The organism is Acinetobacter suaedae (assembly GCF_008630915.1).
GTDB lineage: Bacteria > Pseudomonadota > Gammaproteobacteria > Pseudomonadales > Moraxellaceae > Acinetobacter > Acinetobacter suaedae.
On record NZ_CP043909.1, the window covers coordinates 2,504,932 to 2,529,835 of the forward strand.

Annotated in this window: 25 protein-coding genes and 1 riboswitch; of the genes, 10 read left to right on the forward strand and 15 right to left on the reverse strand. The window is 40.1% G+C overall.

Features of this window, described 5'->3' with window-relative positions; all coding sequences use genetic code 11:
- Positions 1–74 precede the first annotated feature (74 nt).
- Positions 75–1,865, forward strand: a complete 1,791-nt coding sequence (locus F2A31_RS11595) for a patatin-like phospholipase family protein (protein WP_150026503.1) — start codon at positions 75–77, stop codon at positions 1,863–1,865.
- Here F2A31_RS11595 and F2A31_RS11600 read toward each other — a convergent pair.
- Both F2A31_RS11600 and F2A31_RS11605 read right to left on the reverse strand, forming a co-directional pair.
- On the reverse strand, positions 1,862–3,049 hold the full coding sequence (locus F2A31_RS11600; RefSeq protein WP_171490596.1) for a hypothetical protein: 1,188 nt from the start codon (positions 3,047–3,049) through the stop codon (positions 1,862–1,864). The genes F2A31_RS11595 and F2A31_RS11600 overlap by 4 nt on opposite strands.
- A 5-nt stretch (positions 3,050–3,054) precedes the next feature.
- A complete protein-coding gene (locus tag F2A31_RS11605; protein ID WP_150026505.1) occupies positions 3,055–3,291 on the reverse strand; it encodes a hypothetical protein in 237 nt (78 codons plus the stop codon).
- Between the two features lie 182 nt (positions 3,292–3,473).
- A riboswitch (FMN riboswitch) is annotated at positions 3,474–3,631 on the forward strand.
- Positions 3,632–3,727: 96 nt separating this feature from the next.
- Between F2A31_RS11605 and ribB the strand changes: the two genes are divergently transcribed.
- Positions 3,728–4,387 (forward strand): 3,4-dihydroxy-2-butanone-4-phosphate synthase, encoded by a 660-nt coding sequence (gene ribB / locus F2A31_RS11610; protein WP_005081497.1) that lies wholly within the window; start codon positions 3,728–3,730, stop codon positions 4,385–4,387.
- A gap of 43 nt (positions 4,388–4,430) precedes the next feature.
- Here ribB and F2A31_RS11615 read toward each other — a convergent pair whose 3' ends face one another.
- Positions 4,431–5,105: an HAD-IA family hydrolase gene (locus F2A31_RS11615; protein ID WP_005081494.1), complete on the reverse strand. Its 675-nt coding sequence runs from the start codon at positions 5,103–5,105 to the stop codon at positions 4,431–4,433.
- A 93-nt stretch (positions 5,106–5,198) separates the two neighbouring features.
- Between F2A31_RS11615 and F2A31_RS11620 the strand changes: the two genes are divergently transcribed.
- Positions 5,199–5,966 (forward strand): hydroxymethylpyrimidine/phosphomethylpyrimidine kinase, encoded by a 768-nt coding sequence (locus F2A31_RS11620; protein ID WP_150026506.1) that lies wholly within the window; start codon positions 5,199–5,201, stop codon positions 5,964–5,966.
- A gap of 229 nt (positions 5,967–6,195) precedes the next feature.
- Positions 6,196–8,244: a TonB-dependent siderophore receptor gene (locus F2A31_RS11625; protein WP_171490597.1), complete on the forward strand. Its 2,049-nt coding sequence runs from the start codon at positions 6,196–6,198 to the stop codon at positions 8,242–8,244.
- A 74-nt stretch (positions 8,245–8,318) separates the two neighbouring features.
- Here the strand turns inward: F2A31_RS11625 and lysM are convergent, their stop codons facing one another.
- The 6 genes from lysM to F2A31_RS11655 form a co-directional block, all read right to left on the reverse strand.
- On the reverse strand, positions 8,319–8,792 hold the full coding sequence (gene lysM / locus F2A31_RS11630; protein WP_150026508.1) for a peptidoglycan-binding protein LysM: 474 nt from the start codon (positions 8,790–8,792) through the stop codon (positions 8,319–8,321).
- Positions 8,793–8,996: 204 nt separating this feature from the next.
- A complete protein-coding gene (acpP, locus tag F2A31_RS11635) occupies positions 8,997–9,233 on the reverse strand; it encodes an acyl carrier protein (protein WP_004655272.1) in 237 nt (78 codons plus the stop codon).
- An 86-nt stretch (positions 9,234–9,319) separates the two neighbouring features.
- Entirely contained in the window at positions 9,320–10,054 is a 735-nt protein-coding gene (gene fabG / locus F2A31_RS11640) for a 3-oxoacyl-ACP reductase FabG (RefSeq protein WP_109440203.1), read from the reverse strand.
- Entirely contained in the window at positions 10,051–11,037 is a 987-nt protein-coding gene (gene fabD / locus F2A31_RS11645; protein WP_150026509.1) for an ACP S-malonyltransferase, read from the reverse strand. Before fabD ends, fabG begins: the two co-directional genes overlap by 4 nt.
- A gap of 197 nt (positions 11,038–11,234) precedes the next feature.
- Positions 11,235–11,420, reverse strand: coding sequence for a 50S ribosomal protein L32 (rpmF, locus tag F2A31_RS11650; protein WP_004638135.1), 186 nt, complete (start codon positions 11,418–11,420; stop codon positions 11,235–11,237).
- A gap of 74 nt (positions 11,421–11,494) precedes the next feature.
- On the reverse strand, positions 11,495–12,055 hold the full coding sequence (locus F2A31_RS11655; RefSeq protein WP_150026510.1) for a YceD family protein: 561 nt from the start codon (positions 12,053–12,055) through the stop codon (positions 11,495–11,497).
- Positions 12,056–12,151: 96 nt separating this feature from the next.
- Between F2A31_RS11655 and F2A31_RS11660 the strand changes: the two genes are divergently transcribed.
- From F2A31_RS11660 to F2A31_RS11670, 3 genes are all read left to right on the forward strand, one after another.
- Positions 12,152–12,814 (forward strand): elongation factor P hydroxylase, encoded by a 663-nt coding sequence (locus tag F2A31_RS11660; protein WP_150026511.1) that lies wholly within the window; start codon positions 12,152–12,154, stop codon positions 12,812–12,814.
- Between the two features lie 88 nt (positions 12,815–12,902).
- Positions 12,903–13,520, forward strand: coding sequence for an L-threonylcarbamoyladenylate synthase (locus F2A31_RS11665; protein WP_150026512.1), 618 nt, complete (start codon positions 12,903–12,905; stop codon positions 13,518–13,520).
- Positions 13,521–13,531: 11 nt separating this feature from the next.
- A complete protein-coding gene (locus F2A31_RS11670; RefSeq protein ID WP_150026513.1) occupies positions 13,532–13,801 on the forward strand; it encodes a hypothetical protein in 270 nt (89 codons plus the stop codon).
- 12 nt (positions 13,802–13,813) lie between these two features.
- Here F2A31_RS11670 and F2A31_RS11675 read toward each other — a convergent pair whose 3' ends face one another.
- The gene (locus F2A31_RS11675) at positions 13,814–14,527 is read right to left on the reverse strand and encodes a GNAT family N-acetyltransferase (protein WP_150026514.1); all 714 of its coding nucleotides are present in this window, start codon (positions 14,525–14,527) and stop codon (positions 13,814–13,816) included.
- Positions 14,528–14,773: 246 nt separating this feature from the next.
- On the opposite strand from F2A31_RS11675, the gene F2A31_RS11680 reads away from it, so the two are divergent.
- From F2A31_RS11680 to rluB, 3 genes are read left to right on the forward strand one after another with little or no spacing between them, the layout of a single operon-like run.
- Positions 14,774–15,568 (forward strand): segregation and condensation protein A, encoded by a 795-nt coding sequence (locus F2A31_RS11680; RefSeq protein WP_150026515.1) that lies wholly within the window; start codon positions 14,774–14,776, stop codon positions 15,566–15,568.
- Entirely contained in the window at positions 15,565–16,164 is a 600-nt protein-coding gene (gene scpB / locus F2A31_RS11685; protein WP_004638126.1) for an SMC-Scp complex subunit ScpB, read from the forward strand. The genes F2A31_RS11680 and scpB overlap by 4 nt, the downstream gene beginning before the upstream one ends.
- A gap of 41 nt (positions 16,165–16,205) precedes the next feature.
- Positions 16,206–17,150, forward strand: coding sequence for a 23S rRNA pseudouridine(2605) synthase RluB (rluB, locus tag F2A31_RS11690; RefSeq protein WP_150026516.1), 945 nt, complete (start codon positions 16,206–16,208; stop codon positions 17,148–17,150).
- Between the two features lie 65 nt (positions 17,151–17,215).
- Here the strand turns inward: rluB and F2A31_RS11695 are convergent, their stop codons facing one another.
- Genes F2A31_RS11695 through F2A31_RS11715 form a run of 5 tightly spaced genes read right to left on the reverse strand, consistent with a single transcriptional unit; the run spans position 17,216 to position 24,901 of the window.
- Positions 17,216–18,940, reverse strand: coding sequence for an ABC transporter ATP-binding protein (locus tag F2A31_RS11695; protein WP_171490598.1), 1,725 nt, complete (start codon positions 18,938–18,940; stop codon positions 17,216–17,218).
- Positions 18,941–18,951: 11 nt separating this feature from the next.
- On the reverse strand, positions 18,952–20,094 hold the full coding sequence (locus F2A31_RS11700; RefSeq protein ID WP_150026517.1) for an ABC transporter permease: 1,143 nt from the start codon (positions 20,092–20,094) through the stop codon (positions 18,952–18,954).
- Between the two features lie 7 nt (positions 20,095–20,101).
- Positions 20,102–21,040: an ABC transporter permease gene (locus tag F2A31_RS11705; RefSeq protein WP_150026518.1), complete on the reverse strand. Its 939-nt coding sequence runs from the start codon at positions 21,038–21,040 to the stop codon at positions 20,102–20,104.
- A gap of 12 nt (positions 21,041–21,052) precedes the next feature.
- Positions 21,053–23,068: a M3 family metallopeptidase gene (locus F2A31_RS11710; RefSeq protein WP_150026519.1), complete on the reverse strand. Its 2,016-nt coding sequence runs from the start codon at positions 23,066–23,068 to the stop codon at positions 21,053–21,055.
- Between the two features lie 21 nt (positions 23,069–23,089).
- Positions 23,090–24,901 carry an ABC transporter substrate-binding protein gene (locus tag F2A31_RS11715; protein WP_150026520.1) on the reverse strand — a complete coding sequence of 604 codons (1,812 nt, stop codon included), beginning with the start codon at positions 24,899–24,901 and terminating at the stop codon, positions 23,090–23,092.
- Positions 24,902–24,904 lie beyond the last annotated feature (3 nt).

A 24,904-nucleotide genomic window follows, 5' to 3' on the forward strand; every position in this document is an offset into this window, starting at 1 on the left:
ATTTACTCAACCAGACTTGCAATACGCGATCAGTATTTATTAAATAAATAGAAAATAACGATAATTTTAAATATATGGATATGATTAAAACACTCCGTAAGGTCACTATACTTGCAGAGCTTGATGATGCGGTACTGCAAGACCTAGCAAGTGAATGTAGAATCAAATATTTACATACAGGTCAGCGACTTTATCAAGCGCATGATCCAGCACATCATGTGTATATTATTGTCTATGGACGTCTCAAACTCACATCCACAACAGGATTGTCAACCTACTTAGGACATCACGAAATCATCGGAGAAATGGGTGTCATTTCCGAACATCCACATCACGGTACAGTACATGCAATACGAGATACCGCTCTACTGACTATACCTCAACAACAGTTTATTGATTTTATCTACAAGCATCCAAATGTGTTATTGGCGCTATCTCGATTAATCATTGCTCGCTCACAACCAGAGTTACAACATACCCATGCAATGAGTCATAGCCGCACATTATCAATTGTTCCCACAGCACCGCAGATACCCGCAATTCATCTTGCCGAAAAACTAACTGAACATCTGCAACGTTGGCCACATGTTCGTCTTATTACAGCAGCGCATGTAGATGCATTATTTGGCAGTGGCTTTAGCCAAACACCCTTGGATTACAGTGCTGATGATTTAAAATTACGTTTATGGTTAGCCAGTTTAGAAGAAAAGCATTGTTATGTGTTATACGCAGCCCACAGTCATTCTGATGAATGGGCAAAGCGTTGTTTACATCAAGCAGACCGTATTTTAATTCTCGCCGAAGCAAATTTAACGCCAATACACACTCCCTTAGTGGATGTATTAAATCAACATCAATGGCAAAGTCCAATTGAATTGGTTGTATTACGTTCGGAGGGTGATCCCTCTCCACATACACTAGAATGGAAACGGCTCTATCGAGCCCGTGCTCATTATTTTATCCATCCATGGGCACGAGCTGATATCAGTGCTGTGGCTCGACAGATTTCAAGCCAAGGACTCGGACTGGTTCTGGGTGGAGGTGGTGCTCGTGGCTTTGCTCATATTGGTCTCATACGCGCATTGGAACAACTGCATATTCCCATTGATATCGTCGGTGGAACGAGTATGGGAGCCTTTGTAGCAGCCTTAGTGGCATGCGGTTTTGATAGTGTTGAAATGACCCATATTGCTTATGAGACCTTTGTTGCACGCAATTATCTCAATGATTACACCATGCCAAGAGTGTCATTAATACGCGGTCAAAGGTTCCATAGTCGGTTACAGGCTATTTTTGGGCAACGTCGTATCGAAGAACTCAGACAAAGTTATTATTGTATTTCAACTAATTTGTCTACAGGGCAAGCCGTCATCCATGATCAAGGGGAGCTTGCAACATGGGTGGGCACCAGTATGAGTGTTCCTGGTGTCGCTCCCCCTGTCGCATGGCATGAAAATTTATTATGTGATGGTGGTGTGATCAACAATCTGCCTACCGATGTAATGCAAAACCTCGAGAGAGGAACAATTATCGCAAGCAATGTCAGTTTAAATGATGACATTCGTGTCCCAGGAATTGGTTTAGATGAACCTGATCAAAGTGCCTTACTCAACTGGAATAAACTAATTAAAGATAAGCTATTACCAGCACCTAAACTCGCTGAAATTTTAATGCGTACTGCAACTCTGGCAAGCGACACCATGATTCAAACAGCCGCAATTGAACGTGCTCATTTACATATTCGTATGCCCATCGAAGGTATTGGCATGTTTGACTGGAATAAACTCGATGAACTGGTCGAACGAGGATATCAACATGCAATAGAAACACTACTCCCGATTCGAGATACACTCCCCCATGTCTAAATGTTATTTATTCTTGGTGCTTGTATCTGATAATGATCCATCAATTGATCTAAATATTGATAAGTTTCCAGATCCAACTCTTGCATATATGCATCTAAAATCCTTTGACACTGCTGTTGTTTTTCCGGTGGCATCCGTCGTACAACATCAAAAGTGACATTCCATTGGGAACGAACCAAAGAAGCATATGCAATGTGTTGTAACACCTCCTCATCAATCTGTGCAATTGCTTTTGCAACAGCTTCTCTTGCCTCATCTTGCATATAATTTACAACAACCAACATATCTGGCCATAAGTCACAATGATCCGCTGCAGCCACAATACTTTGAATAATATCAGCCTGTCTTAGTGCGGGTAGATTCGCAACATAACGTTGAGCGTGATCAGATAAACATGCCACCACTGGTAACATATCCTCCCACAACTGATCTTCTTGCGCTGCCTGAATAATAGCATTGATGACTTTTTCCCCTTGTTTTACAGCTAAATCGCCTAGATCACGCTTTAACTCATAACCAATATGACTCATCAACGCCAATAACTTAGGCCAAACCAACCGTTGTGCAGGATCACAAATGATCAAAAGTGCTTTCTCAATTCGTACTTTGGGTAAGACATGAACAAGATGATCTATGCGCTCCCTAGATTCAATATAAAATGCAATCTCAAGCAGATCACTTTCTTGCTCAATCATCTGCGCAACATCTTGAACAACATCATCTGCTAACATCCCAACAAAACGCCCCATGGTGACAAAATCACGCTGTTGCAACAGAATATTGGCAATGTCCTTAATTTGATGTGTCGTAAAATAGACCAACAACTCTCTCGCCAATCTCGGATCTAAATACACTGAAATAGCAGCAAGCGTATCTGCAGGTAGATGCTTCGCAATCTGATATAAATTTTCCGTCGATAAATGTACGGCGATTTGCGCCACAATCAGAGGATCTAAAAATCTTTTTACTAAGAAAACACTAAATCGATTGGGTAACCAACTCACCCACGATGCCAAATAACGAAAACGTGTTTTTTGTTGATCTTGCAGCAACTCAATAACTGCAAAACGAAATTGTCTTAAACTCTCTGGTGCAAGTGACTGTAAAAAATCCAATTGCTGCTCTGATACTTTCAAGATATGAGCAAGCTTTATGATTTCTGCATGTACAGCTAATCGAGTCATATACATCACCGATTGTCATTTCTTGATCGAAACAAGGCTCGAAGAAAAAAAGGCATTTGAAACAAATGCTGATTGATTTTCCGATTTTCATCTTCAATGGTTTGCTGTAGTTGCTGATTGAGCCAAACAAGATGCTGCTCAGATAATTGTGAAAAATCTTGAAAGCTCATCACAGGACGCCTAAGTTGCTGTGCAAGCTGCTCTAAGGCTACTGTTTGTTCTTTTGTTGGTTCTTTGCTCATCTTCCATTCTTCCGTGTTATTGTTGTTTTATCTGTTCAGTGTAAGCTGAATTAAAAAATATTGGTAACTTTGCAAAAAATAAAAACATTGCCCCCCCATCATCATATTTTTTCATTTTTATAGAACGATTCATTCTATAAAAAGTTCTCTTTTTCAGAGCAACTTTAGCTATAATCAAATTACATCGCTTCAGGGCGGGGTGAAATTCCCCACCGGTGGTAAGTTAGGCATTAAACATAAATGACCTAATCAGCCCACGAGCTGGTATATATGTTTATATACTCGCAGATTTGGTGAGATGCCAAAGCCGACGGTATAGTCCGGATGAAAGAAGACGAAACCACCGAAACAATCTTTTGGTTTGTTTTGGTACGCGCTTATTTTTACATCAGTCCTGAAATGTTCAACCGTAGCTTATTTACGAGAGCGTTTCATTATGTCGAGTTTAATTCAACCCGAACTTTTCTTTTCAGCCCTTTCCCCAGCTGAACAACGTATTCAACAAGCTTTAGAAGACATTCGCCAAGGCAAACCCGTGTTGGTGATGGATGATTTTGACCGTGAAAATGAGGCCGATTTAATCATTGCTGCTGAAACTTTAACAGTCGAAGTCATGGCACAAATGATTCGTGATGGTTCAGGCATCGTCTGTTTATGCCTAACTGAAGCATTGGCTGATCATTTAGCTCTTCCGCCTATGGTCGTGGATAACTCAAGTCAGTTCAAAACCGCATTTACGGTAACAATTGAAGCAGCTCAAGGTGTAACCACAGGTGTCTCGGCCAAAGATCGCGTGACGACTGTTTTCGCCGCGACTCAAGACGGTGCTGTAGCAAGTGACCTCAGTCGCCCAGGACATGTATTTCCATTACGAGCACGTGATGGTGGTGTGCTCACTCGTCGTGGTCATACTGAGGGAACGATTGACCTCGCCCGTTTAGCAGGCTTAAAACCTTCAGGTGTGTTGTGCGAATTAACCAATCCAGACGGCTCAATGGCCTCTGGCATTCAAGTTCTTGCTTATGCACAAACCCATGGTCTGACGGTGATCAGTATTGAAGAATTAGTCCAATACCGCTTAAAACATAATGTTTAATTAATAAAAGCCTCGATCATTCGAGGCTTTTTGATCAATATAGTTATGAAACCTTTCGCTCAATATTTAATTGATCAACCACCTCAATCAATTGGCCAAATTCAGAAATATATGCAACAGGTTGTACCTGAGCTAACTCTTGCGTTGTTCCATAACCATAATTCACAGCAATAGTTTCGATCCCGTTTGCGCGTGCACCAATGACATCATATTGACGATCTCCCACCATAATGCAGTGCTGAGCATTCAACTGCTCTTGCTCAAGAATATAAGCAATTAAATCTGCTTTATTGGTACGCTCCCCTGTTAACTCACTACCATACATTTCAGTAAAATACTGATCTAACTGGAAGTGAGCCAAAATTTGTTTTGCATAAACTGTGGGCTTCGCTGTTGCAAGAAATAATTGATATTCTTGTGTTTGTAGCTGCCGTAAAGTCCCTTCCACTGTTGGATAGACTTCATTTTCAAATAAGCCTGTCACTGAAAAACGCTCGCGGTAAGCAGCTAAAGCTTGTTCGGCCAAATCATCATCTTGAGTATCTAATAATTTTGCTAATGAGGCTTTCAAAGGTGGGCCAATCGTCCAATCTAAATCAACTTCATCCGCCAATGGTTGATTGAGCTTTTCTAACGCATAACGAATCGAACCATGAATTCCTGTTTTAGGATCGGTTAATGTCCCATCTAAATCAATCAGTATGTTTTTGATCGTCATTCGTTCAATCTCTTAAAGCCTTACACAACATAGTCGAGAGTTTCTCGAAACTCCCCTATACTAACGTAAATGAAAACATAAAAGGAAATTGTAGTGCGTCCGACCGTACTTTGTTTTTCAGGTTTAGATCCATCAGGCGGTGCAGGTCTACAGGCAGATATTGAAGCGATTGGACAAAGTGGTGCACATGCTGCAATTGCCTGTACTGCTTTAACCATTCAAAACTCTCAGCAAGTATTTGGTTTTGAAGCAACTTCCAAAGAACTATTATTGGCTCAAGCAAATGCTGTGGTCGGTGATTTACCGATTAAGTGCGTAAAATCAGGTATGTTAGGCACAACCGATAATATTGCTGCATTAGCTGAGTTTTTACGTGCACACCCAGAGTATTTATATGTACTAGATCCTGTTCTCGTTGCCAATAGCGGTGGTTCACTGGGAGATCAAGCGACTTTGGTAAAAGCATTTGTTGAGTTAATTCCCCTAGCAACAGTCATTACCCCCAATACAGTTGAACTCAGAGCATTGACAGGAGTTGATGACATCGAGCAAGCCACACAAACATTATTTGAAATGGGTGCAAAAGCAGTCCTTGTTAAAGGTGGGCATGAAGATACCCCTGATCATATCCGTAATGTGCTCTATGCTGATGGGAAAATGATTGCTGAAAGTCAATGCCCTCGCCTAGATGGTGAATATCATGGTTCGGGTTGCTCTTTGGCAAGTTTTATTGCAGGACGCTTAGCCTTCGGTGATTCACTTAAAATCGCCGTACAACATGCAGAAACATGGCTATTCGGCGTATTAAAACATGCTGAAACACCAGTAGCCCATGGGCAAAAAATTCCAAAGCGGTTTTAAACCGCTTTGCTTAAAGCTCATTAAATACTTTTTGATTTTAGTTTCACCGAAGGCTTTGAATCAATTTAAGTTTTATATGAAAATATGTCATTCATTTATGAGCGCTTATGCAAAATATTCATCAATTCAAACACACGAATAAAATATAATAATTATCATTTTAATTTTCATCATAATCCTCATGTTGAAGCACCGTATCTTACCTAGTTTGTTACCCCTGAGTTGTGCTATGACTGCATTTGGGAACGACCAAATCAGTACCCTACCCACCCTTACTTTTCAGGCATCCTCTGAGAATGCAGAACATGACTATAAAGTGACTTCTGCAAGTGCAGCAATGCGTAGTAATACCTTGCTGAAAGACACCCCTCAAGCCGTTACTGTAATTAATAAAGCGATACTTGAAGATATTCAAGCAACTCGCTTATCTGAAGCACTCGATGTAGCAGGACTGGGACGAGCAAATAACTTTGGTGGACAAGGTCTCACCACCTTCACCTCTCGTGGTTTTACCAGTGGTGAATATTATCGGAATGGCTTCCCGATCAATCGCGGTTATCCTAATGCACCTGATAGCTCAACTATTGAGCGTGTAGAAGTTTTAAGAGGTGCATCATCGAGTTTATATGGTCGTGGTGATCCAGGAGGGACATTTAATGTCGTTAGTAAGACACCTCAACCCGATCGGAAAACCACACTTGGCCTGAGTATTGATGACAAAGGACTTTATCGCAGTAACATCGATACAACTGGTTCTTTCACTGGAGATGATCGCGTTACCTATCGTTTGAACTTAATGGGTGAAAATGGGGATACTTATCGCGAGCATGTGGACTCAAAACGATGGAACATCGCACCCGTAATTCAATGGACACCATCAGATCAAACAAAAGTTATCTTAGAGGCGGACTTTTTAAGAAATCAACATGCACTTGATCGAGGCTTTACCCGCTATGATGGTCAACAAAAACAATCCTTTAATCCAAAAGACTATTGGTGGGAATCAGGGAAAAATCGAAACCGTTTATATAACGATAATGATATGTTCCAACTACGGGTCGAACATCATCTCAATGACACATGGACGTTGAATGTAGGCACTCAATATTTAGATGGAAATTTACATGGCTATGCCGTTGAAGCGAATGGGATAAAAGCAGGTAGTCATGGTGAAATCATTACTCGAAATTATAATTGGCGAAATTTGGACTGGAATGATAAAAATATCCAAGCAAGTTTAGTTGGTGAGTTTGATTTATTTAATCTACAACATACTTTAATCACTGGACTAGAGTTTGAAGATTATGATTATCGCTCGTACATCATCCGTTCCACTGCCCCATTTGACTTAAATATCCATCATCCCTACCGTACACAACCATTACCCGCATTAGAGAACGTCACGACACATGATCATGAGCAGCTCACCAGCAAAGCGTTCTATATCCAAGATCAAATTCGTTTTACAGACCGACTTAACACCGTGATTGGCCTACGTTTTGAACAATACCAACATGATTATACGAATTTTATGAATAACACCTCATGGTCAACCAAACACAATACGCTAATTCCTCGTGTTGGCTTAACGTATGATTTAAATGAACAACTTACTGTCTATAGTAATATTAGTAAATCATTTAAACCCAACTCTGGTGCCGATCGAAACAATCAAGGCTTTGATCCAGAAGAAGGTATTTCATATGAAATCGGATCTAAACTCGCATTGTTTGATGACAAGCTTTCCTTTGAAAATGCCCTGTATTATGTGAAAAAAGACAATGTTCTCACCTTAGATCCACTCGATAGCACCAAAAGCGTTGCTGCAGGTGAAGTCACGAGCAAAGGTTTTGAGCTCAGTCTCGTTGGTAACCTCACCCCTGAATGGAAAGTCATTGGTAATTATGCCTATACAGATGCGGCAGTGAGCAAGGACAATAGCTTAGCGAAAGGAACTCGTCTTGCGAATATTCCTAAAGATTCATTCAATTTCTTGACAATGTATGAGTTCCACTCAGAACCACTGGAAGGTTTAGCAATAGGACTAAATCAGCGCTATATAGGAAATCGAAAAGGACAAACAGCAAATAACACCTATACCATGGGTGCCTATGCCACTACAGACTTTATTTCTTATTACAATCTCACATCTGATATACGTTTAAGTTTCGATATCAAAAACATCTTTAATAAGAGATATGATGATAGTGCATTCAACCGTTATGTTTATCCTGGCCAGCCTCGTACTGCCAAACTTGGCGTCACCTATTCATTTTAAATCGCATTTCAGCAAATATTTCTAGAATCAGAATAAACAAAAGGCGCATTCAGCGCCTTTTTCACATTCCCAAATTATTGTGGAATACGTAATACTTGACCTGGGAAAATATCATCTGCATTTTTCAATAAAGGTCGATTTGCTTCAAAAATTTTATTGTATTGGTTTGGATCACCGTAATACTCTTTAGAAATCTTTGACAGATTATCACCTGACTTCACTGTATAGAATTTGCTTTCTGGCTCAACAGTTTCAACTGTCATTTGATCATCAACCTGAGCTACATGATCGATATTGCCCACAGCAAGAATGATTTTTTCTTTATCCGCCTGACTCTTTACCTGCCCTTTAATCACAGCAGTATCGGTTGTACCGTTATATGTCACAGACAGACCTTCTACCCCTAAACCTAAGCTTTTAATTAAACCTAATAATTTATTTGCAACCTCTTGAGCTGATGGTTCAGCTGATGTTGTTGGTGCAGCTTGTGGTTCTGCAGGTGCTGTATTTTTCTTACCAATACCTTTTACAAAATCAAAAAGACCCATTGTTATTTCCTCTGTAATTATTTATGAAGATTGGCCTCAATCGACCTAATTTCTAGTTATACCTAAAAAATAAATGCTACAGGTTTCAATTTAAAGCGGTCTTGTAAATATATGTATAATGATATTGAGCAATGTTATTACAATTTTTCTTATTAAAACAATGAAAAAGCCACCTTACGGTGGCTTTTCAATCATGCAATATGATTAACCAAGTTTTTTGGTTACATAATCAATTGCTGATTGAACCGTAGTGATTTCATTTGAATCTTCATCAGGAATCGTGATGTCGAAATCATTTTCAAAAGACATTACAAGTTCAACCAAATCTAAAGAGTCAGCACCCAAATCATCCATGAAAGATGCTTCGTTCTTAATCTCTTCAGCACGCATACCTAATTGTTCAGCTACTGCTTGTTTGATGCGTTGTTCGATATCGCTCACAGGAATTCTCCTCATTGCTTGTGGCGTTTTAATTTGCCACTAGTTTAATTGAATATAAAAATTTTTAAAAGTTTATACATCGCCAGTTAGGCCATGTATAAACCACCATTTACGTGTAAAACTGTACCAGTAATGTAACTCGCCTTGTCGCTGGCAAGGAAACTCACTGCATTTGCAATATCTTGAGGCTCACCTAAACGATTTAAAGCGACTTGATCAGTCATTTTTTTGCGAATTTCTTCACTTAACTGATCCGTCATTTCAGTCGCAATGAAGCCTGGCGCAACACTGTTCACTGTAATCTGACGGCTGCCCATCTCTTTCGCTAAGCTACGACTGAATGCTTCAATCCCTGCTTTTGCTGCTGAGTAGTTTGCTTGGCCCGGATTGGCAAAATGCGCTACAACAGAACTGATGTTAATAATGCGCCCAAAGCGTGCTTTGGTCATGCCTTTCAATACGCGCTTAGATAAGCGGTAAACGGCTTTCAGATGGATATTCAAAATATCATCCCAATCGTCTTCAGACATACGCAATAACAAGTTATCTTTGGTAATGCCCGCATTGTTTACCAACACAAGAACTGAACCATATTTCTGTTCAATGTCTGAAACAAGTGCATCAATTGCTTCGCCGTTACGGACATCAAGTACAGCACCTGTGCCATGCTCAGCAAAGCTTTCTGTCAGTTTTTCCGCGCCTGATTCAGAGGTCGCGGTTCCAACCACAAAAAAACCGTCTTGAATGAGTTGCTGTGCAATAGCAGCGCCAATACCTCGGCTTGCTCCTGTCACTAACGCAACTTTTCGTTGTTGTGTCATGCAATTTTTCCTTCTGCCACTAACACTGCGTTTAGGGCATCTTCCATACGTGCTTTGCTATCAATGGCAAATGCTTTCTCTATGTTCGGTAATCGCTTTGCAAGATTACTTAGTACAGTACCAGGTCCACATTCGACCACATACTGAATACCTTGTTCTTGTAGATGTTGCATTGTTTTCGTCCATTGTACTGATTCGTACAATTGAGCCGTTAAAGCCTGACGTAATTGAGCCACATCTGTTGCGATTTCCGCGTTGACATTTTGTATTACAGGAAGGCGTGGTAGCTCAATGGCAGTTTGTTCCAAAGCTTCAGCAAACTTTTCTGCAGCTGGCTTCATTAATGAACAATGCGATGGTACAGATACTGGTAGCGCAATCGCTTTACCAGATTGTTCTTTCGCTTCAGCCATCACTTGTTGAACCAATGCAGCACTACCTGCAATCACAACTTGACCTTGCGCATTATAATTTGCGGCTTCTACTGAACCTTGACCCGTCGCAGAGGCTTGTTGGCAAAGTTCAACAACTTTGTCGTCCACCAAACCGAGAATTGCAGCCATTGCGCCCTCACCCTGAGGAACGGCACTCTGCATTAATTTGCCCCGTAGATGAACCAGTTTTACCGCATCGGCCAATGTCATCGCTTCCGCAGCAACCAACGCGCTATATTCCCCTAAAGAGTGTCCTGCCAAGTATTTCGGTGTAATACCACCTAACTCTAACCATACACGCCATAAGGCAATACTGGCAGTCAATAACACAGGCTGAGTATTTTCAGTTTGATCTAAGCCTTCACCACTTTGAGCAATGTGCCAAAGATCAAAACCGAGTGCGTCAGATGCCTCAGCAAAAGTCTCTTGAACAACACTGAATTGCTCTGCAAGTTCAGCAAGCATACCTACTTTTTGTGAACCTTGACCTGGAAAAACAAATGCAGTTTTTGTTGCTTGAGCTGCCTGCTCAAGTCGTTTAGTCGACATATAAAAATCCTTAAATTAGTCTATCGCCAATTTGATCAACGTTCATGATTCTACATGAGAATGACAATAGACTCTTTAGCGATGCGGCAATTTAACATTGATTTAATCTTTTTATAATTGCGAAAAACAACAAAAAAGGGAGCTTTCGCTCCCATTTTTTCTATACTTTAAGCTAACGCTTAATGCATATGACTCAATTATTCAGCATCAGCTGCTTTAGCGAATAATTGACGACCACGGTAAATACCGTCTTTAGTCACGTGGTGACGACGGTGAGTTTCACCAGTAGTTTGGTCTACAGATAATGCATTCTCGGTTAAAGCGTCATGTGAACGGCGCATGTCACGGCGAGAGCGACTTTTACGGTTTTGCTGAACGGCCATGATGGCTCCTTACAAAGATCGAAAAAATGGATCAGAACAAATTCAGTTGTCTTAACTCAACATTATAACATAAATTATGAGTTAAGTTTACCCTTCAAGCTTGCCAAAACATCAAACGGATTATCCCGTTTTTCTTCGACAACATCCTGAATGGTAGGTCGATGTTTATGCTCACAAGCATCGTGCTTAGGAGATAAAGGCATCAACAATAACAGTTCATCTTCTAGCAATGCGAGCAAATCAATCGAAGCAGGCGTATCAAAATCACCTTTTTTCGAAGACTCACTTTCACCTAAAACGATGAAATCAGCATCCTCATCCAAGCGCTCTATCAGTGACTCATCATCGATTAAAGCCAAATGAAAATCTGAAACAAGTTCAGTTTCAACAGTATCCAAACAACGTTGGCATTCCATTGGAACCCTTGTATCAATATGTCCATCTAACCATACAATGCGATGATAGGCATCCATTGATAGCTTACAGTCTATGTTGATCAATTGATCATTAATTGATCCAACAGCTTCACGGGCAATACGAGCAAAGCGAGACAATGGCAGTGTTCCTGACCATGTAAAGCCCTGTTCAGCCCATTTAAACGGCTCAATCTGTGCCGGAAAGGTATTTGCTGACATAATTAAGGCGGCAATTCTACAAATTCATCGGTACTCTGTCAAAGATTAAGATACAATTTTGCACTTCTTTAGACAGAACTCGGGGTAAATTAAGCAATGCACCTGTTGCAGCCGCAACTTGAAGTAACAACTTCATTACTTGTAAGCACCCATTCAACCTCTGCTCCTGCATTAACGCCAGATCAAGTGCAACGCTCATCTTGGCAAAAGTTAACAACAGAATCAGAACAGGTTGATTGGCTTATTTTACACTTTAATCACTGGTTTTCCCACCATAATGTGACACTTGTGAAAGGTGATTTTGAACCAGAATATTTCCCAGCAACTAAACAGCAACCTGCCCGAATCCAATTTGCACATGGTTTTTTTAATAGTGCCCTACATGAAATTAGTCATTGGACGATTTCTGGTGCACAACGTCGACTGTTACCTGATTTGGGTTATTGGTACGCGCCTGATGGTCGGAGTGCTGAGCAGCAAGCGTTATTTGAACAAGTTGAAATCAAACCACAAGCGATCGAATGGTTATTTGCCACAGCCTTCGGTCGAAAATTTCGTGTATCTTTAGATAATTTAACGGGTGACAGCGGTAGCGGACAACAATTTAAAGACAATGTGTTTGCTCAGGTTCAACGTTACTTTTCTGGTGAAGCGAAATTGCCACGTGATGCAGCTCATTTTATTTATTACATCTGTTTGTGTACGCGTAATGGCTTAGCGTTACAACGCAATGAATTTAAACGCGAACAGCTTGATTAAATGACAAAATTATCACATCCAGTACTTGCATCATGCCTATATCACGTTTCATACTAAATTCAGCCATAAAGATCAGGGAGTTATAATAATGTTGCATTTACATATTCATCCTGAAAATCCTCAGGCTCGCTTAATCACTCAGGCTGTAGATCGGATTCGTGCTGGCGATGTCGTGGTTTATCCGACTGACGCTGCCTATGCAATTGGTTGCCAGATTGGTAATAAAAATGCGATGGAACGTATAGCCCAAATTCGTGGTTTAGGCCCAAAACATCAATATGCCATCATGTGCTGTGATTTATCTGATATTGCAACTTATGCCAAAGTTGATAATGCGATGTATCGATTACTTAAGAATAATACACCTGCTGTCACTACTTTTATTTTGCCCGCGACCAGTGAAGTACCAAAACGCTTGATGCATCCAAAGAAAAAAACCATTGGTTTACGTATTCCAAGTAATCCCGTTGCTCAGGCTCTGTTGAAAGAATTAGGTGAGCCTTTGCTGACCAGTACTTTGATTCTTCCCGATCAAAAAGATCCACTTGATGATCCTTATGATATTGAAAATCAGCTCGGTAAACGTATTGATGTATTTATTGATAGCGGTTTTGGTACTTTATCGACTACCAGTATTGTCGATTTGTCCGGTGAGAACCCTGAAATTATTCGTCGCGGGGTTGGTGACGTCAGTGCATTTGAATAACGTTATATAAAATGGATTTATTTCAAGTTTTACTCAACATAAATGATTTTCAAGCTGATGAAACCATTTATGTTGTTGAACCTTGGACATTAGAATCGGAAACAAAAGTTCTAAAAGAACCAGATATAGGACTTATCCAAATCGAAAGTAATCACTTAATTTTTGAATATTTTTTAGAGGTTTCCATTGTAAAAGAAATATTGAAAAGTCTTGAGCATCGAAATCTTTGTATGCGTGATCAATGTCAAGACATTATCGAATATGCAATCCACGATGCCTAATATCTTAAGCCATTACGTAAAATCAGTTAACCGACGTTTCTGAAAACCTTGCTCATCAAAATTATCTGGACTTAACCATTTTTGATACGCACCTTTCAAATCGCCCCATTCTTCATCTAAAATTGAAAACCATGCTGTGTTGCGATTGCGTCCTTTTACGATCCGATCTTGGCGGAACAAGCCTTCAAATTGAAATCCAAAACGTAAGGCTGCGGCTTTAGAGGAAGCATTACAATTATCACATTTCCACTCAACTCGTCTAAAACCATGTTTGAAACATTGTTGTAACAGTAGAAATATCGTTTCAGTCGAAGCTTTGGATTTTTTCATCTTATGAGAAAAATAGACATTACCAATTTCAATTGCACCATGTTCAAGTCGTGGATTAAGTAAGGCAATCCAACCTTGGACTTCCCCATTTACCTCAATAAGAAAATGTGTTGAACCATAAAAACCAAATAAATGATGCAAAGCCTCTTTTAATGCCATTGCACTGGTTGGTGCTGAATAAGGTAAATAAGTCCAACATGCCTCACTTGGCTCAGAACTTACACACGTCCAAATTTGTGCTAGGGCTAAATCAGATATCGTTCCATCGATAGTGATCAATTGAACATTTTGCCCAAATATAGTTTCTTTAACTGGTTGACTAGGTTTTAAATTCACAATGTCTACACCAATGGTTTGACCAAGATCATTCTGTTGCGTTTTTAAATAGTTTTTCATCGTAATTTATTAATGCTGTAAAATATAACTCTTATTACTTATTTAACCATAAAGTTTTTGTATATCGCATAGGATTCGATATAAAACTGAAAATACCCTGAGAAGATTAAGGTTTTTGTAAGTAAGTAATTTATTAAATCAAGTATTTCGATTAGAATAGCTAAGCTCCTCGTAGCATGTGTCGTCCCTTGAACACAAAAAATGATCCTTTCATGCTTTTGAAAATTCGCGTGGCATATAACGGTAATGAATCAAATTCTCCCCTCTTCACTGGAGTTAACTCCTTCCATTCGTGTGCTTGACGAGTGGCAAGAATCCATACCTGAAGATTTGTATATACCACCTGCCGCATTTGAAATTTTATTGGAACAATTCGAAGGTCCTTTGGACTTCTTAATCTATCTCATTCAAAAGAATGGCTTCGATCTTTTACAGTTAGATATTTCTCCGATTGCGACACAATATTTATCATATATGGATAGCATGAAATCGCTGAATATCGAGCTGACCGCAGACTATATGGTGATGGCTGCATTACTGGCTGATCTAAAGTCACGTTTATTACTTCCCAAACCTGTTGCTGTCGATCCTTTTGAAAAGGATCCTAAACAAGAACTCATCGATCGTTTAGAAACTTACCTCCGCATTAAGCAAGCTGCTGAAAAACTTGGTCAAATGCCCATCTTTGAACGAGATACCTTTAGTCCGAATGTCAGTATTGGACATATTGCCCCGATCTATGAAGGTTATGATGTTGATGTTTTAAGGGATGCACTATTTTGTGTATTCAATCGTCCAGAACCCATTACACACGTTGTTGCTCAAGAGCCTGTCTTGCTTGAAGAACGAATTGCTTATATTGAAAGCCAACTTGCATCTGGTGAAAGTTTAAGTTTCATCACGCTGCTTAATCCTAAGCAAGGTCGTATGGGCATGGTCGTAACATTTATGGCAGTACTTGAATTGACTCGTCAACAAAAGATTCAAATTATTCATACAGGGATCGAAGCACCTCTGACAATTCAAGGAATTTCAGCATGAGTTTAGATCAGTTTGATTCCAATGAAGGCATGTCATTGGAAGATATTCATCATGATGTTCTACTGCAAATTGAAGCGATATTATTCGCCAGTGACTCACCAGTTTCACTTGCACGACTAAAAGAAGCCTTTCAAAACCAATATAATAAGCAACAATTACGTCAGTTTTTGCAACAACTCGCAATGTTACAACATGGCCGTTCTATTGAATTAATCGAAACAGCTCAAGGTTTCCGTTTTCAGGTACGTGCCAAGTATCGTAATATCATTGCACAAGTTTGGCCTGAACGCCCAACTAAATTATCTCCTTCATTACTCGAAACCGTCGCAGTTATTGCGTATCATCAACCTGTAACACGTGCAGATATTGAGCAAATTCGTGGTGTATCAAATAACAGTCAAATTTTAAGAACACTGTTTGACTGGAACTGGATCAAAGAATCTGGTTTCAGAAATTTACCTGGAAGACCTGCGTTGTTAGTGACAACGCCCCAATTTTTAAATGCATTTGGTTTAGCTTCGCTAGGCCAATTGCCTCCCCTGCAGAACGCCAAGGAAGCTTTCATGACACTCGATGCGCAAGCGCCGAAGTCTTGAGAAGGTGAACTGTTGATCATTATGTCTAAGGTTGTGCTGTCATGAGTGAAAAATTACAAAAGGTTTTAGCGAGAGTTGGGCTTGGCTCACGTCGCTATATGGAGGAAGTCATTGCTGCTGGTCGTGTCAGCATCAATGGTCGTATTGCCCAGGTTGGTGAACGTATTGAGCCAGGCGATGAACTTCGTATTGATGGACGTAAAGTACAATTCCAAGTAGAAGACGAAATTCGTCGTCGTGTTTTAATTTATTATAAGCCAGAGGGTGAAATTTGCTCACGCAATGACCCTGAAAAACGTCCAACCGTATTTGATCATTTGCCTCAAATCGCCAATGATCGTTGGGTCATGGTCGGTCGCCTCGATATCAACAGTACAGGCTTATTACTATTCACCAATGATGGTGAACTTGCGAACCGTTTAATGCACCCATCAAACGAAGTAGAGCGTGAATATGCAGTACGTGTCATGGGTGAAGTGACACCTCAAATTCGCAATAACATGCTCAAGGGTGTTGAACTTGAAGATGGGCCTGCTAAATTTGAGTCTTTCTCTGAAATTGGTGGCGATGGAATCAACCGTTGGTATCAAGTAGTCGTGAAAGAAGGTCGTAATCGCGAAGTTCGTCGTATCTTTGAATCGCAGAATCTAAAAGTCAGCCGTTTATTACGTACTCGCTACGGAACCGTGATTTTACCGCGTGAGTTACGTACAGGCCGCTGGATGGAACTCGACAAAATGGATATTGATAACTTAGCAAAATCTGTTGAATTAAAACCACGCCAAGGTACAGGTTTATTTGGTATGGCTAAACGTCGTACTGAACGTATGGCGGATAAACCAATGGCAGCACGTCGTGGGGGTTATTTACGTCAACAACGTCGTGATGATGAACAACCTGAACAACGTCCAAACGGCAATGGTGGCAACCATAATAACAATGGTCGTAAAACGATTGGCTTTAATAAAGGCTTTAAGAAGTTTTAATTGATTGTTATTTAGAAATAGAAAAACGCTCAATTTGAGCGTTTTTTTTTGTTCAAACTTTCCAGTTAGGCAATTCCTTTAGGGATCGCACTCAACAATTTCTGCGTATATTCATGTTGAGGGTGCAGATACAACTCATCCGAATCGGCTATTTCAACAACTTCACCATGATTCATTACCATGACCTGATCTGAAATATATTTCACCACCGATAAATCATGAGAAATAAAGATATAACTTAAACCAAACTCATCCTGCAAATCTTGAAGTAAGTTCAATACCTGCGCCTGTACAGAAACATCCAACGCTGAAACTGATTCGTCACAAATCAAAATCTCAGGCTTTAAAGTTAAGCAACGTGCGATTGCAATGCGCTGACGTTGTCCTCCTGAAAATTCATGTGGGTAACGATCATAAGCTTGGGCAGGTAAACTTACGCGCTCTAACAACTCTAAAGCAATTTTCTTACGTTCTGTATCATCCTGACCAATCCCATGAATACGCATTGGTTCAAGTAGAATTTGTCCAATCGTAAACCTTGGGTTCAATGAAGCATAAGGATTTTGGAAAATGATCTGTATTTTACGTTGATACTTTGCAAACTCTTTCTCAGACATAGCAAAAATATCTTTACCATCAATAAGTGCTTGTCCACCTGTTGCCTCATGTAACCGCATCAATAACAAGCCAATGGTCGTTTTTCCCGAACCAGACTCACCAACCAGACCTAATGTTTTTCCTTTTGCCAGTTTAAAAGAGACTCCTTTTACAGCTTGAAATTCATCACGTCCCCATAATCCTTTACGACTATAAAATGATTTTTTCAGATCTTTGACATCCAAAATGATTTTTTCATCCCCCTTCAGTCCACGCGTACGCTCCTGAAAATGAAGCGTTGACAAGTTTATTTCTTCAACAAGATGCCCATTGTCTACCTTCATAAAATCACTAGTGACAGGTAAACGATATGGGCGAGAAGACAGTTGTGGGCGACAATGTAACAATGCTCGTGTATAGACATCATTTGGTTGTTCTAAAACTTGTTTAGTTTCACCGCTTTCTCGAATTTCACCATGACGCATGACGATCACTTCATCAGCGATTTCACCGACCAACGCCAAATCATGAGTAATAAACAACATCGACATTTCGTGACGTTGACGCAAAGATTCCAATAGTTCAATAATTTGTTTTTGAATGGTTACATCCAGAGCGGTGGTCGGTTCATCTGCAATCAAAAGTTTAGGCTCGCAGGCAATCGCCATCGCAATCATAACGCGTTGTTGTTGCCCACCTGACAACTGACTTGGATAGGCATCGATCTTGGTTTCAGCAGATGGAATCCCTACTTCTTTCAACAACTCCAAAACACGTGTGCGAGCTTGTTTACGTCCCATACCTAAGTGAATACGCAAAACTTCTGCAATTTGATCTCCAACCGTAAAAACGGGATTTAATGATGACATCGGTTCTTGGAAAATCATCGCAATATCCTTTCCACAAATGTCACGAAGTTCTCGAACAGATAGCGTCAGTAAGTCTTTATCCTCGAAATAAATTCTACTCTGTTCTGAGATTAGACTCTGTTCTTTTGGCAATAACCCCATCACTGCCAATGAAGTCACTGATTTACCACTACCTGATTCACCAACCAAAGCAACCGTTTTGTTCTTTGGAATGCTAAGTGAAATCCCTTTGACGGTCTCAACCCATTGCTTGTTCTCTGATTTAAAACTGACCTTAAGATTCTCAACCTTTAATAACAGCGCTTCATTTGTATTTGACATCATATTTCACTCCGCTATTTCAACTTAGGATCTAATGCATCACGTAATGCATCAGTAAACATTGAAAACGCTGTTACCAAGACAGCCATCGCAATCGATGCCGCAGCCAATTGCCACCATTTACCTAAAATCAACTCTGTTTGTGCTTCATTCAACATACTGCCCCATGAAACCACGCCAACAGGAACACCAAAGCCAAGAAAGCTTAAAATTACTTCTGACTTGATAAAAGCGACAACAAGGATAGAAATCTGAACTAAAGCAATATGGCTAACGTTTGGAAAAATATGTACAAACATACGGCGGAAATGGCTTACACCAATTGCTTTAGCAGCGAACACATATTCTCGAGATTTGTGTTTCATGTATTCAGCACGAATCAGTCGGAATACACCAGTCCAACCTGTTAACCCTAAAATGAGTACAATCGAAAGAATACCCTTCTGCTGCAGCACGGCTGCAACGGCTAAAACCAGTAACAAATATGGAATCGAAGTAAAAATGTTATAGAACCAGTTGAGGACATCATCTATCCATCCACCGAAATAGCCAGAGATTGCCCCCAGAAAAGTCCCGATTACAACTGCTAATAATGCGGATAATAAACCTACAAGAATAGATGTTTCAGCACCTTTAATCGTTTTGAGTAGAACATCTTGTCCCCATTTATCTGCACCAAATGCCAAAGTTGTTTTTAATTCTTGTTGTTGATCGAGTATTTGTCCTCCGAGTTGTTGGTTGATCGCCCACATATCTTCAGCTAATGGATCAATTACACCGTAATCATCAATCGACGTATTGTTTGCATGCTGTTGTACGATGTCAGCATTTAATTCCTGAAGAATATCTTTTAAAGGATCAACCGGATTTTCAGGCAGAGCTTCCGTTTGCTTAGCGACTGGGGTTGGATAAGCATCCTCTGCATCAGCACCAATAAACGTTGGTGGTGCGTAACTTACAGCCACCTCTTTGTTCCAATCGGATGCAATGACACCTGTAACCGATAGCAATAACACCATGAAATAACCGAGTACCACAAGCAATGATGCCATTGCGATACGATCTGCTTTTAGTCGCTGTACAGCCAAACGCCATAATCCAAAGGATGCAGTGTTAGGTTGAACATTTGCTTTCCGTTTTAATAATACACTCAGCATAAGTCACCTATTTCAACTCTACACGTGGATCAATTAACTTATAAATCAGATCCGCAATTAGGTTAAAAAACATGGTTGCAGCGGCAACGTACACTGTTATCGCTTTAATCACAGGAAAATCACTACGCTCAACAGCAATGATGATCTCTCGACCAATACCAGGGATACCAAAAAAGCGTTCTATCAAAAATGCCCCAATCAACAAAGCAGGTAATGTCGCCATAACATCCGTCACAATCGGGATCGAAGCATTACGTAAAACATGTATGCCATAGACTCGTTGCTCACTCACACCTTTGGCACGTGCAGTACGCACATAATCCTGATTGACCTCATCCAAAATAAAACTGCGATAGAGTCTTAGAGTCGGTGCAATACTCACAACAAGCATGATCAGAATAGGTAATAACGCATACTTGAATAGATTTTCATTGAAGCTATCACTCCAACCTTGGACAGGAAACCAACCTAACTTATAGGCAAAGAAATATTGAAAAACAATGATATAAACTAAGATACTAATCGACATGCCGATCGTACAAAGCATCATCACCATACGATCAGTTAAACTTCCTCGTACAGATGCAATAGCCAACGCCAAGATGATCGAAATTACGGTTTGTAAAATCGTCAATGGAATCAAAATCGTCAATGATGGTCCCAAGCGCGTGGTTATGATTTGCGAGACTGACTCCCCAGTACTCCAACTCACGCCATAATCAAAAGTCAAAATTTGCTTGATGAAAATCCAAAGTTGAATGTAATAAGGCTGATCAACACCTAACTGTTGTCGAATATTTTCAATTTGCTCTGGATTCGACATTTTTCCTGCCAAAATATAAGCAGGATCGCCCCCCACCCAATTGAACAAGAAAAAAATCAGCAGCACGACACCCAGCATTGTGGGGATCATCTGCCATATGCGACGTATGATATATGCCAGCATAAAAGATGCCCCTTATTTAATCCGTTGACCTGAAATTTCATTGAAAAAAGCAGTGTTACTAGGCTTACGTCCTAGAAACTCCTCAACTAAAGCTTGTGCTGGTTTTTGGCTACCTTGAGCTAAAATAGTTTCACGATAACGCTGTCCTACCTCGGAATTGTTCAAATTATTACCAAAGGCTGACAGCATATCTAAGGCCATAACTTCAGACCACATATAGCCGTAGTAACCAACTTGGTAGCCTCCCATAATATGACCAAACTGGCCTGGAAACTCTGTAGTCGGCACATAGCCAAGTGCAGTTGCAGCTTCCATCTTTTTCCAAACATCTAATGGTTGTATTTTCAAAGCATCCTTACCATGCAATGCCATGTCATACTGTGCATATAAAGTTTGGCGGGCATAATGTAGCCCCCGTCCATAACCATGAACCGCATTTAATTTTGCGATTAAGGCATCATCCACACGTGGGCAAGCAGGACTACAAAAATCTGCGAGTTTTGCAAGAGTTTCTTTACGTCTCGCCCACTCTTCATACATTTGTGATGGTGCTTCAACAAAATCTCGCTCTACTGAAGTGCCAGATTGTGATGCATAACGAGTATTCGATAAGATGCCATGGAGCGCATGTCCAAACTCATGTACAAAGGTTTCAAGCTCATCACTGTTCAGCCCCTTTCGATTAAAATTGGTGACCAGAGCTGAAATTGGTTTCCGCTCAGTTAAACGACTCCGCCCGAAAACACTCCAAACAGCAGCATGTCCATACTTCCCTTCACGGGGAAATTTATCCATGTACAACCCGCCAATTAATTGCTTTGTTTTTGCATCGATAACATCGTAATACTCTACTTCTTCTTGCCAAGCCACTATATTTACAGGTTTAAATTCAATACCATATAAATCAGATGAAATAGCAAACAACCAATCTTGAGTTGCTTGTGTAGGAAAATATTCACGCAATTTTTCTTGATCAATTTGGTATTTAGCTTGACGGAGTTTTTCACTCCAATATTCATCGCTCCAGCGCTCAATCGAGGCTTGTTGTAATGGAATATTTAAGGTTTTAGCTTTAAATTCACGTAAGGTCTGAACTTCTTTTCGTTCTAAAGGTGCTACTGTTGTATGAACTTCTACTAAGAATTTATTCACCGCCTCGGGTGTTTTTGCCATTCGGTTTTGCAAAACCCATTCTGCATAACTCGATTTGCCAAAGAGCTGTGCTAGTTCATAACGCAAATCAATCGCTTGTTTAAGCAATGCTAAATTCTTTTCTCCACCACGCCGACTAAATGCAATTTGATAGCGCTTACGTGCCTCATCACTTTCAGCAAGCTGCATAAATGGACGGTATTCGGGATATTCAAACCCCAATAGATAATTCCCCTTATCATTTTTGTTTAATGCATCAATATAGCTTTGCGGTAAACCTTTTAACTCAGCAGAACTAAATTCTAACTTTTGAGGATTCTCTCGTACATTTCTTGCATACACCTGTTCAATTGTTGCAAGTTCATCCAAAATTTCTTTCAAACGTTTTCGTTGATTGGTGGTCAACAGAATTCCTTTTTCCTCAAAATTATCTAAGATGTCTTGCCGAAACTTGCGATCAATCTCATCAGATGGCTTCAATTTTTTAAACTGCTGATAAAGTTTTGGGTTTTGAAAAATATCTGTTTGGAACTGCGTAATTTTAACCTCGCAGTCTTCTGCAGCATTGCGAACAGCCGCATCTGGATAAACATTTCCATATAAACCAATCGGACCATAAAAATCTTCAAACTCGGCAAAAATACGATCCCATTCTGCTAGAACAGGCGCTGCTGGTGCATTTTGTTTTAATGGTCGCGTTTCTACAGACTTTAACTGTTTTTTTACCTCATTGATTTTGGTATTGCACATTGCTGCAATATCTTGAGCTTGAAATGTTGGCAATATCTGACGCTTTGTAGTTTCAGCCATTACGGTCTGGTGAATACCCATCGCCAATAAACATAATGTCGTTAATTTAAAAGTATTAGATTTCATAATTACTCCGGTTCTTTATTTCTATTTCTTCATATCAATGTCGATATACATCCATTCCGCAGGAAGAATTGGATGCTTTTTAAAACCAATCACTCGAGGTTGCGCCAAAATATTTCGATAACGTGCACCTATCACTTGTACAGGCATATAAACTTCCAGAATCCGAGACATTTTCTGATATAAAACATCACGCTCTGGACCGGGTATCATTTTTTGAGTTTGTTCATAAAGACGGTCAAATTCAGGAATATTCATGCAACTATTGTTCGTCACACGAATATTTTTGCTATAAAACAACTGCATGAAATTATCTGCATCTGGATAATCTGCGACCCAAGCAGAAGCTTTAAACATGGTTTTACATTGCTTTTCCAACTTCAGTGCTTCTGAAAATGGTAAAGATTGTGTCGTCATCTGAATCTTGAGACTATCCAGAATTTTCTTCCAGAATTCGGCTTGTTGTTGGCTACGCAGGCTATTCCCACTGACGGTCATTTCGATGACTAAAGGCTTACCATTTGGTAATGTTCTCCAGCCATTTGCACCAACTTTGTATTGATAGCGATCTAATAATAGATTTGCTGCTTTGACCGAATAAGGTGTGCTCGATTTATAATTCGGGTTGTAACCAACTATCCCCTCAGGGATTGGGGCTTGTAACTTTTTAGAATCACCTTTTTGCAAGATATTGATATAGTTATCAGCAGAAAAAGCCATCGCAATTGCACGTCGAAGCGCAATTTTGTCTTTGGATAGCCCTCCAACCACAGGGTTCTGCATATTCCAATAATGATAGTCAATCGATGGATCAACGATGCGAGACAATTGCACACCTTTCTTCACCAACTCCGGCTTCAACTCTCCATTCTGCAAAGCTTGAACAGTCAACTCACCATCGAGCTGAAATAAATCAACCTCATCTTTGCTAAAAGATAACCAACGAGATTGGCCTTCTTCCATGACTTGAATATCGATCACACCAATTTGCGGCATTTGTTTGCCCTGCATAGCTTGAACAATTTTGTGATCTTCAATAGAACTCGCTTTAAAGTTCCAAACAAAACTCCGAAAATCAGGATTGGCTTTTAAAACAATTCGTGACCCAGGTGTCCAACGTGCCAACATATAAGGACCTGTGCCCACGGGATGTCCCATCGCGAAACCAGCTTTGTTTCGATATTTTTCAATCACTTCTCTGGCAACAGCACCAGCAGGTTGGTGTGCGAGTAGCATTGGAAAATTTGGATCTGGTCGTGTGAGATGAATCACCAACGTATATCGATCAGGCGTCTGCAAACCCACAATTGGCTGATCATAATTAAATTTTCCAGTCTTTTGAGCTTGCTTCTGTATGGCATCCATCCCCAAGATACGACCATCCAACAGCCAACTGTTTGGTGAATGCAGGTTCGGATCTAGTAGACGTTTAAAGGTGTATGCATAATCAAAAGACGTGAGCTCACGCTTTTTACCCTTGAACACTGGGTCATCGACAAAATAGATGCCCTTTTGTAATCGAATGGTATAAGTCAGTCCATCTGCACTTACCTCAGGTAAAGCAACAGCTGTACGAGGGACTAACGTTGCAGGTGAGGCTAAATAATCATAGGTATATAAAGTCTCAAAAATTGAACCATTCACATGTGCCGAATACAAATCGTGCACACCTGCAGGATCAAAACCTGTTTCTGCAACAGGAAAAACATAACGTAATACTTTATTTGGATCGGCTGGACTTTTCGCGTGAACAAAAGTTACTGTAGAACTTATGACGATTCCCACACAAATTGCCAAACTGAAATATTTCAATGAAAGTTTAAAATTTTGCTTCATCTT

What these genes read in the sequence shown, in the direction of transcription:
- ribB (WP_005081497.1), top strand. Translation starts at nt 3,728, where the DNA reads ATGTCGAGTTTAATTCAACCCGAACTTTTCTTTTCAGCCCTTTCCCCA.
- F2A31_RS11710 (WP_150026519.1), bottom strand. Translation starts at nt 23,068, where the DNA reads ATGAAATCTAATACTTTTAAATTAACGACATTATGTTTATTGGCGATG.
- F2A31_RS11715 (WP_150026520.1), bottom strand. Translation starts at nt 24,901, where the DNA reads ATGAAGCAAAATTTTAAACTTTCATTGAAATATTTCAGTTTGGCAATT.
- scpB (WP_004638126.1), top strand. Translation starts at nt 15,565, where the DNA reads ATGAGTTTAGATCAGTTTGATTCCAATGAAGGCATGTCATTGGAAGAT.
- F2A31_RS11705 (WP_150026518.1), bottom strand. Translation starts at nt 21,040, where the DNA reads ATGCTGGCATATATCATACGTCGCATATGGCAGATGATCCCCACAATG.
- rpmF (WP_004638135.1), bottom strand. Translation starts at nt 11,420, where the DNA reads ATGGCCGTTCAGCAAAACCGTAAAAGTCGCTCTCGCCGTGACATGCGC.
- F2A31_RS11655 (WP_150026510.1), bottom strand. Translation starts at nt 12,055, where the DNA reads ATGTCAGCAAATACCTTTCCGGCACAGATTGAGCCGTTTAAATGGGCT.
- F2A31_RS11660 (WP_150026511.1), top strand. Translation starts at nt 12,152, where the DNA reads ATGCACCTGTTGCAGCCGCAACTTGAAGTAACAACTTCATTACTTGTA.
- fabG (WP_109440203.1), bottom strand. Translation starts at nt 10,054, where the DNA reads ATGACACAACAACGAAAAGTTGCGTTAGTGACAGGAGCAAGCCGAGGT.
- F2A31_RS11615 (WP_005081494.1), bottom strand. Translation starts at nt 5,105, where the DNA reads ATGACGATCAAAAACATACTGATTGATTTAGATGGGACATTAACCGAT.
- lysM (WP_150026508.1), bottom strand. Translation starts at nt 8,792, where the DNA reads ATGGGTCTTTTTGATTTTGTAAAAGGTATTGGTAAGAAAAATACAGCA.
- F2A31_RS11700 (WP_150026517.1), bottom strand. Translation starts at nt 20,094, where the DNA reads ATGCTGAGTGTATTATTAAAACGGAAAGCAAATGTTCAACCTAACACT.
- F2A31_RS11605 (WP_150026505.1), bottom strand. Translation starts at nt 3,291, where the DNA reads ATGAGCAAAGAACCAACAAAAGAACAAACAGTAGCCTTAGAGCAGCTT.
- F2A31_RS11675 (WP_150026514.1), bottom strand. Translation starts at nt 14,527, where the DNA reads ATGAAAAACTATTTAAAAACGCAACAGAATGATCTTGGTCAAACCATT.
- F2A31_RS11695 (WP_171490598.1), bottom strand. Translation starts at nt 18,940, where the DNA reads ATGATGTCAAATACAAATGAAGCGCTGTTATTAAAGGTTGAGAATCTT.
- F2A31_RS11680 (WP_150026515.1), top strand. Translation starts at nt 14,774, where the DNA reads ATGAATCAAATTCTCCCCTCTTCACTGGAGTTAACTCCTTCCATTCGT.
- F2A31_RS11670 (WP_150026513.1), top strand. Translation starts at nt 13,532, where the DNA reads ATGGATTTATTTCAAGTTTTACTCAACATAAATGATTTTCAAGCTGAT.
- F2A31_RS11600 (WP_171490596.1), bottom strand. Translation starts at nt 3,049, where the DNA reads ATGACTCGATTAGCTGTACATGCAGAAATCATAAAGCTTGCTCATATC.
- F2A31_RS11625 (WP_171490597.1), top strand. Translation starts at nt 6,196, where the DNA reads ATGACTGCATTTGGGAACGACCAAATCAGTACCCTACCCACCCTTACT.
- fabD (WP_150026509.1), bottom strand. Translation starts at nt 11,037, where the DNA reads ATGTCGACTAAACGACTTGAGCAGGCAGCTCAAGCAACAAAAACTGCA.
- rluB (WP_150026516.1), top strand. Translation starts at nt 16,206, where the DNA reads ATGAGTGAAAAATTACAAAAGGTTTTAGCGAGAGTTGGGCTTGGCTCA.
- F2A31_RS11665 (WP_150026512.1), top strand. Translation starts at nt 12,903, where the DNA reads ATGTTGCATTTACATATTCATCCTGAAAATCCTCAGGCTCGCTTAATC.
- F2A31_RS11595 (WP_150026503.1), top strand. Translation starts at nt 75, where the DNA reads ATGGATATGATTAAAACACTCCGTAAGGTCACTATACTTGCAGAGCTT.